The 7597-nt window shown below is 28.0% G+C and carries 5 protein-coding genes; all 5 read left to right on the forward strand.

The annotated features are described in order from the left end of the window. Positions 1-65 precede the first annotated feature (65 nt). The 5 genes from KGF52_RS19530 (at position 66) to hflX (ending at position 7466) form a co-directional block, all read left to right on the forward strand. Positions 66-632, forward strand: coding sequence for a beta-class carbonic anhydrase (locus KGF52_RS19530; protein ID WP_227828837.1), 567 nt, complete (start codon positions 66-68; stop codon positions 630-632). Between the two features lie 309 nt (positions 633-941). Continuing rightward, on the forward strand, positions 942-1403 hold the full coding sequence (locus tag KGF52_RS19535; RefSeq protein ID WP_227841331.1) for a MarR family winged helix-turn-helix transcriptional regulator: 462 nt from the start codon (positions 942-944) through the stop codon (positions 1401-1403). Between the two features lie 67 nt (positions 1404-1470). Further along, the gene (locus KGF52_RS19540) at positions 1471-3717 is read left to right on the forward strand and encodes an ABC transporter ATP-binding protein (protein WP_227841332.1); all 2247 of its coding nucleotides are present in this window, start codon (positions 1471-1473) and stop codon (positions 3715-3717) included. After that, positions 3710-5542, forward strand: a complete 1833-nt coding sequence (locus KGF52_RS19545) for an ABC transporter ATP-binding protein (RefSeq protein ID WP_227434881.1) — start codon at positions 3710-3712, stop codon at positions 5540-5542. Before KGF52_RS19540 ends, KGF52_RS19545 begins: the two co-directional genes overlap by 8 nt. A 652-nt stretch (positions 5543-6194) precedes the next feature. After that, positions 6195-7466 (forward strand): GTPase HflX, encoded by a 1272-nt coding sequence (hflX, locus tag KGF52_RS19550; protein WP_413927408.1) that lies wholly within the window; start codon positions 6195-6197, stop codon positions 7464-7466. Positions 7467-7597: the final 131 nt, after the last annotated feature.

Here is a 7597-nt window from a genome sequence, read left to right on the forward strand (position 1 = left end):
GTATATATTGTAGTCCAATAGTGATATAATAATATAAAAAATTTTTATAGAGAGTGAGATTACATATGCGAAAACTTGAAGAGATATTAGAGTATAATAAATCATTTGTGGAAAATAAAGAATATGAACAGTATGCAACATCAAAACATCCAAATAAAAAAATAGTAGTCTTATCTTGTATGGATACAAGATTAACTGAACTTTTACCTAAAGCTATGAATCTTAAAAATGGAGATGTTAAACTGATAAAAAATGCAGGTGCTACTATAATGCATCCATTTGGAAGTATTATGAGAAGTATTTTAGTTGCAATTTATGAATTTGATGTGGATGAAGTTATGGTTGTAGGACACCATGGATGTGGTATGTGCAATGTGGATACAGATAAATTACTAAATAAAATCTTAGATAGAGGAATATCAAATGACGTAATACTTACACTTCGTAGTGCCGGAATTGATACAAAACAATGGTTACATGGATTTGATTCAGCAGAAGATTCTGTAAAAGATAGTATTAATTTAATAAAAAATCATCCTTTAATTCCAGAAGGAATTATTGTGCATGGTTTGATTATATCACCAGAAACTGGAAAAATAGATGTTGTTGTAAATGGATATGAGGATAAATAATATACTGTTATAATATATAAGTAATATATTATTAAATAAGAAGTTGTTTCAAAATTTATTTTATTTTGAGACAACTTTTTTTATTGATAAATTTATGAAAAGGTTTATCTTAAGGTTTTTAATGAAAAATATAAGTAGTTAGCTAATTAAAAAACTTACTATTATTTATTAAAATCATAATCAATTAATAAAAAAATATTTAATAAATGAAATTTATATGAATTTTTTATAAATATATTGAAAAAATGCATATGTTATAGTAAAATAATCATTAGCCGACTAAGTAATATAAAAATAAGGAGGGTAAGTATGAATAGTAATTCTGAAGAAAAATTAAATGATGTTTTTTTGCAATTGATGCGAATATATTTTATAAGAACTCATTTTTATTTTGATAAATTAGGTTTGTACCATGGTCAGCCACAAATACTATTTTCTCTTAAGATGAAAAATGGCCAAAGTCAAAAAGAATTAGCAGATAAAAGAAAAGTAAAAGCATCTACAACTACAGTTATGGTAAAGAGAATGGAAAAAGCTGGGCTTGTAGAAAGAAAACAAGATGAAAAGGACCAAAGAATTTCTAGGATTTTTTTAACAGATAAAGGTCTAGAAGTATGTAACAAAGTAGAGGAATTTAACAAAGAATTAGAAAGAGAATTCTTCTTAGGGTTTAGTGAAGAAGAAAAGATAGTACTTAGAAGACTCCTAATGCAAGTTAGAGACAATTTGAAAGCAGGATGTCATAAACATGAGCATGAAAAATATTTTTAAGGTTTAAAACAATGTTTTTCAATTTAATGCTATTAGACTAATTAATATTACAGAGGGGAAGAAGTGTATGTTTAAATTAATTAAATATTTAAAGAAGTCAGCCTTATCAATAGTAGTAATAGTATGCTTATTGGTAGTTCAAGCAGTATGTGACCTTTCTTTACCAAAATATACATCTAATATAGTAAATATAGGTATACAGCAAGGTGGAGTAGAAAACTCTGTTCCATCTATAATTAGAAAAAGTGAACTAGATAAGATTACTTTATTTATGGATAAAGATAATAAGGATAAAGTATTAGATAATTACACTTTACTGAATAAGGAAGATTACAGCAAGTATAAAGATAAGTATCCAAATTTAAAAGACGAATCTCTTTATGAGTTAAATACTAAAGACAAAGATACTATAGATGAGTTAAATAGTATTTTTGGTAAATCTATTTTAATTGTATCAGGTCTTGAAGGAGATAGTAAAGAAGTAAAAGCAATGAAATCTCAGATAATGAGTCAACTTCCTACACAAGGGACTCAAGGTGGAGAAGTTGATATATTTAAAGTGTTATCAATGATGCCAATAGAACAACTAGACAAATTAACTAAAGAGATGAGCAAAAGCTTTGAAAGTATGCCAGAAAGTATGATAACACAAAGTTCAGTATCATATGTAAAAGCAGAATATGAAAAAATAGGTATTGATACAGAAAATATGCAAAATAATTATATCTTACTTACTGGTGCAAAAATGCTTGGTATAGCTATGATTAGTATGGTAGCTACAATTACAGTTGGATTTTTAGCAGCAAGAGTAGCAGCAAGTGTAGGAAGAAATTTAAGAAGTGGAGTTTTTAGAAAAGTTATGTCATTTTCAAATAGTGAAATGAATGAGTTTTCTACAGCATCACTAATCACTCGTAGTACAAATGATATTCAACAGATACAAATGTTGATGGTTATGCTACTTAGAATAGTTTTTTATGCTCCAATAATGGCTATAGGAGGAATAATAAAAGTTTTAAATACTAATACTTCAATGGCTTGGATTATAGCAGTTGCAGTAGTAGCTATTTTATCTTTAATAATTGTATTATTCTCAGTTGTTATGCCTAAGTTTAAATTGGTTCAAAAGCTTGTTGATAAGTTAAACTTAGTAAGCCGTGAGATAATTACAGGTATTCCAGTTATCAGAGCTTTTAGTACTGAAAAACATGAAGAAAAAAGATTTGATGAAGCAAATAAAAATTTAACTAAAACAAATCTTTTTGTAAATAGAGTTATGACATGTATGATGCCTGCTATGATGCTTATAATGAACCTTATTACAGTTCTTATAGTTTGGAGAGGTGCATATAGTGTTGATTCTGGAGCAATGCAAGTTGGAGATATGATGGCATTTATACAATACACAATGCAGATAATAATGTCATTCTTGATGATATCAATGATATCTATTATGCTTCCAAGAGCGTCTGTTTCAGCTACACGTATAGATGAAGTATTGGTATCAGATATAAGTATCAAAGACCCAGAAAAATCAAAAGTACAAGAATTTAAAGAAGATAAAAAAGGTCTTGTTGAATTCAAAAATGTTTCATTCATGTATCCAGATGCAGAAGAAGCTATATTGACAGATATATCCTTTACAGCAAAACCAGGAGAAACAACTGCATTTATAGGAAGCACTGGTAGTGGGAAGTCTACTCTTATAAATTTAATTCCTCGTTTCTTTGATGTTACTGAGGGGGAAATATTATTTGGTGGAGTTAATATAAAAAATGTTTCTCAACATGATTTAAGAGAAAAAATTGGATATGTACCTCAAAAAGGAGTATTGTTCTCTGGTACTATAGAATCCAACTTGAAATATGGTAGAAAAGACGCAACAGATGAAGAAATGAGAGCTGCAGCTGAAATAGCTCAAGCTACAGAATTCATTGATTCTAAACCAGAAGCTTTTAAAACTGAAATTTCTCAAGGTGGAACAAATGTCTCTGGAGGTCAAAAACAAAGACTTTCTATTGCAAGAGCAATAGCAAAAAATCCAGAAGTTTATATATTTGATGATAGTTTTTCGGCTCTTGACTTAAAAACTGATGCAGCTCTTCGTAAAGCTTTAAAATCACAAACTGCTGAGAGTACAGTATTAATAGTTGCACAAAGAATTAGTACCATCTTGCATGCAGAACAAATAGTTGTTTTAAATGAAGGAAAAATAGTTGGAATAGGAACACATAAAGAGCTTCTAAAAAATTGCGAAGTTTATGAACAAATAGCTTTATCACAACTTTCAAAGGAGGAGCTAGCTAATGAGTAGAATGGGAAAAGGTCCTATGGGAAAATCTATAGGAGCAGGACAAAAAGCAAATGACTTTAAAGGGACCATGCGAAAACTAATTGCATACTTATCTAAATTTAAAATATCAATAATTTTGGTAATTGTATTTGCTATTGGTAGTGCATCGTTTTCTATAGTAGGTCCAAAAATTTTAGGTAAGGCAACTACAAAGATATTTGAAGGATTAGTGAGCAAAGTTTCTGGAGGCAATGTAGGTATAGATTTTGATGCAATTGGAAAAATTTTAGCATTATTACTTTGCCTTTACTTGGTAAGTGCACTATTCTCTTTTATACAAGGATTCATAATGAGTGGAATTTCTCAAAAAGTATCCTATAATTTAAGACAAGAGATTTCAGTAAAACTAGATAGATTGCCAATGAAGTATTTTGACACTAAAACACATGGTGAAATACTATCAAGAATTACAAATGATATAGATACTCTAAATCAAAGTTTAAATCAAAGTATGACACAACTTATAACATCAGTAACAACTATGATAGGTGTTTTGATAATGATGCTATCTATAAGTGGTATTATGACATTAGTGGCAATTTTAATATTACCAATATCAATGTTTGTAATTTCAAGAATAGTAAAGAAATCACAAAAATACTTTAGATCTCAACAAGAATATTTAGGGAATGTAAATGGGCAAGTTGAGGAAACTTATAGTGGTCAAACAATAGTAAAAGCATTTAATCGTGAAGAAGAAGCAATTAATGAATTTGATAAATTAAATGATAGTTTGTATAATTCAGCATGGAAATCTCAATTTTTGTCAGGGATAATGCAACCACTTATGATGTTTATTGGAAACTTAGGGTATGTAATGGTATCAATCTTAGGAGGTTGGCTTGCAATCAAGAAGACAATTGAGGTTGGAGATATACAGTCATTTATACAATATGTAAGAAACTTTACACAACCAATGACTCAGATTGCACAGGTTGCTAACTTACTACAGTCAACAGCAGCAGCTTCTGAAAGAGTATTTGAGTTTTTAGAAGAGGAAGAAGAAGACCAAGTTGTTGAAAATGCAGTTTCAATAGATGGTTTAGAAGGTAAGATTGATTTTGAAAATGTCAATTTTGGATATAATTCAAATAAGACTATAATAAATGATTTCTCAGTAAATGTTAAACCTGGTCAAAAAGTTGCTATTGTTGGACCTACAGGAGCAGGTAAAACTACTATAGTTAAGCTTTTAATGAGATTTTATGATGTTAATAGTGGTTCAATACTAATTGATGGTCATAATATTAAAGATTTCAATCGTAGTGAGCTTAGAGAAATGTTTGGTATGGTTCTTCAAGATACATGGTTATTTAGTGGCTCGATTATGGAAAACATAAGATATGGTAAACTAAATGCTACAGATGAAGAAGTTATAGAAGCAGCTAAATCTGCACATGTTCATAGATTTATCAAAACATTGCCAGATGGATATAACATGAAATTAAATGAAGAAGCAAGTAATGTTTCTCAAGGTCAAAAACAATTATTGACTATAGCTCGTGCCATTTTAGCAGACCCTAAAATCTTAATATTGGATGAAGCTACAAGTTCTGTTGATACTAGAACAGAAGTATTAATTCAAAAAGCTATGGATAATCTTATGGAAGGTAGAACAAGCTTTGTTATAGCACATAGATTATCAACTATACGTGATGCTGATATGATTCTTGTTATGAATGAAGGAGATATAGTTGAACAAGGAAACCATGAGGAACTTCTAAAGAAAGGTGGATTCTATGCTAATCTTTACAATTCTCAATTTGAAGAAGACGAAGCAATGTAGTAAGAATTTACTTTAAAATATTAGTATCGTTATGAGATAAATATAGAATAAACTAGGTAGATAAGATTATATTTTGTAAGATATAATCTTATCTATTTTTTATGTATTTACAAAGTATGTATTTTGTTATAATATATAGTAAGGAAAATGTTGGAGGTGATTATCAAAATGTATATTTAATCGTATTCTTTAAATTTTATTAATAATAAAATTTAATTTTAATAGTTAACAATTATGTAAAGTTGTGTATTTTAGTTACTTTTATTAGTTGTGTAAAAAACTACTTAAATTTAAGAATTGGGTTAAATATAATATAATAATCACATATTAGTCAACTAGATTGGCATATTTTTAATATATATTTAGAATTTTAATCCTTCTTATAATGTAAGTAGCTTGTTTTGTATTACTTAGATTTATAAGGAGTTTTTTTATTGAAAAAACTACATAATATAATTGAGGAGAGGTGTTTTAAAGTGATTTTTTATATAAGATTAAGAAAATAACGCACGATTATGGTTATTATAATATTAAATTAGAAGTATAATTTAAGGATAAAATTAAACAAGCAAATTCTTAACGAATTTAATTATAGAGCCATAATCTCGTGCTATATATTAAATAAAAAATAGTATATAAGGAGAATATGGATATGGCAAAAAAAGGAATAATAGTAGGACTAAATATAAATAATAAATCTGAGGATTTTAATGAACTAGTGATTGAGCTTGAAAACTTATGTTTAGCATGTAATATTGATGTTGTAGGAAGTATAACTCAAAATGCAAAGCAGGTTAATAGAGCATATTATATTGGTACAGGTAAAGTTGAAGAATTATTAAATTTAATAGAGCAAGAAAAAGCGGATATAGTTGTATTTTATAATGAGCTTTCTACATCACAGCTTAAAAACCTTGAAGAAAAATTTAACTGTGAAATTATAGATAGAACAGCATTAATACTTGATATATTTGCACAAAGGGCAAAAACTAGAGAAGCCAAGCTTCAAGTGGAAGTAGCAAGCTTAAGATATATGTTACCAAGACTTATAGGCTCAAATGAAAATTTAGGGCGTCAAAGTGGTGGAGTAGGTACTAAAAATAGAGGTTCTGGTGAAAAGAAATTAGAGCTTGATCGTAGAAGAATAGAAGAAAAGATAACTTCTCTAAACAGGGAATTAGATGATTTAAAATTCCAACGAGAAACTCAAAGAAATATGAGAAAAAAATCGAATCTTCCAAATGTAGCTTTAGTTGGATATACAAATGCTGGAAAATCTTCAATAATGAATGAATTAGTTGATATATTTAAAAACTCTGAAGAAAAGAAAGTATTTGAAAAAAACATGCTATTTGCGACATTAGAAACTTCTATTAGAAACATAGTTCTTCCAGATAATAAAGAATTTTTATTGTCTGATACAGTTGGATTTGTAAGTAATCTACCACATGATTTAGTAAAAGCATTTAGGTCAACATTAGAAGAAGCATGCGAAGCAGATGTGTTATTACATGTTATTGATGTTTCAAATCCAAGCTATAAAAATCATATTAAAGTAACAGAAGATACTTTAAAGCAAATTGGTGCAAATGATATCCCTATAATAAATGTTTACAATAAAATTGATTTAGTTCAGGAAGAATTATTAAATGATACTGTAGATGATATAGGCAAGGAAGGGATATTTGTTTCAGCCAAAAAAAATATAAATATAGACAAAATGATAAAATGTATTTGTGATAGTATATTTAAAGATTATGTAAGATGTAAGCTTTTGATTCCGTACAGTGAAGGGCATGTAGCTTCTTACTTTAATAATAATACAAGTGTCATAAATACAGAATATATGGAAGAGGGAACTCTTTTAGATGTAGAATGTAGTAATATAGAATATAACAAGTATAAAAAGTATGTTTTAGAATAAACTTTGTAAAAGGTATTGTAATCTAGAATTTACTTAAAGCAGTTAATTTAGAGTTAAGTTGTAAAATTATTATAAATTATAATTTGTATAAAGCGGTATAGCTATCTAAGCTATACCGCTTTATTATATAT

The organism is Clostridioides sp. ZZV15-6597, assembly GCF_020657815.1.
In the GTDB taxonomy this organism is placed as follows: Bacteria; Bacillota; Clostridia; order Peptostreptococcales; family Peptostreptococcaceae; genus Clostridioides.